General features: G+C 75.3%; 1 protein-coding gene. It reads right to left on the minus strand.

The features are described 5' to 3' along the window. The coding region (locus ACFFNX_RS49710) for a condensation domain-containing protein (RefSeq protein ID WP_378213473.1) at nucleotides 1–312 on the minus strand (312 nt) is incomplete at both ends.

The following is a 312-nucleotide window of genomic DNA, read 5'->3' on the forward strand; positions in this document are numbered from 1 at the left end:
GGTGACGCCGCGCGCGACCACCGCGACGGCCTTGCCGGTCCCGAGCTGGTGGAAGGAGGCGCGCAGGTTGCCGTGCCGGTCGAGCAGGCGCTGTGCGGCCGCGCGCAGCCGCCCGGCGTCGACCGGGCCGGTCAGCTCCACGACGAGCTGGACCGTGTAGAGGTCCGGGCCCTCCTCGTCCAGCAGCGCGTGGAAGTACAGGCCGGTCTGGAGGGGCGAGAGCGGAAGGATCTCCTCGACGCCGACGCCGAGGGCGGCCACCTCGCGCTCCTCCGCCGGGGTGAGCGCGACCAGGGACAGGTCCGCCGGTAC

The organism is Actinoallomurus acaciae, from assembly GCF_042429965.1.
GTDB classification, from domain to species: domain Bacteria; phylum Actinomycetota; class Actinomycetes; order Streptosporangiales; family Streptosporangiaceae; genus Actinoallomurus; species Actinoallomurus acaciae.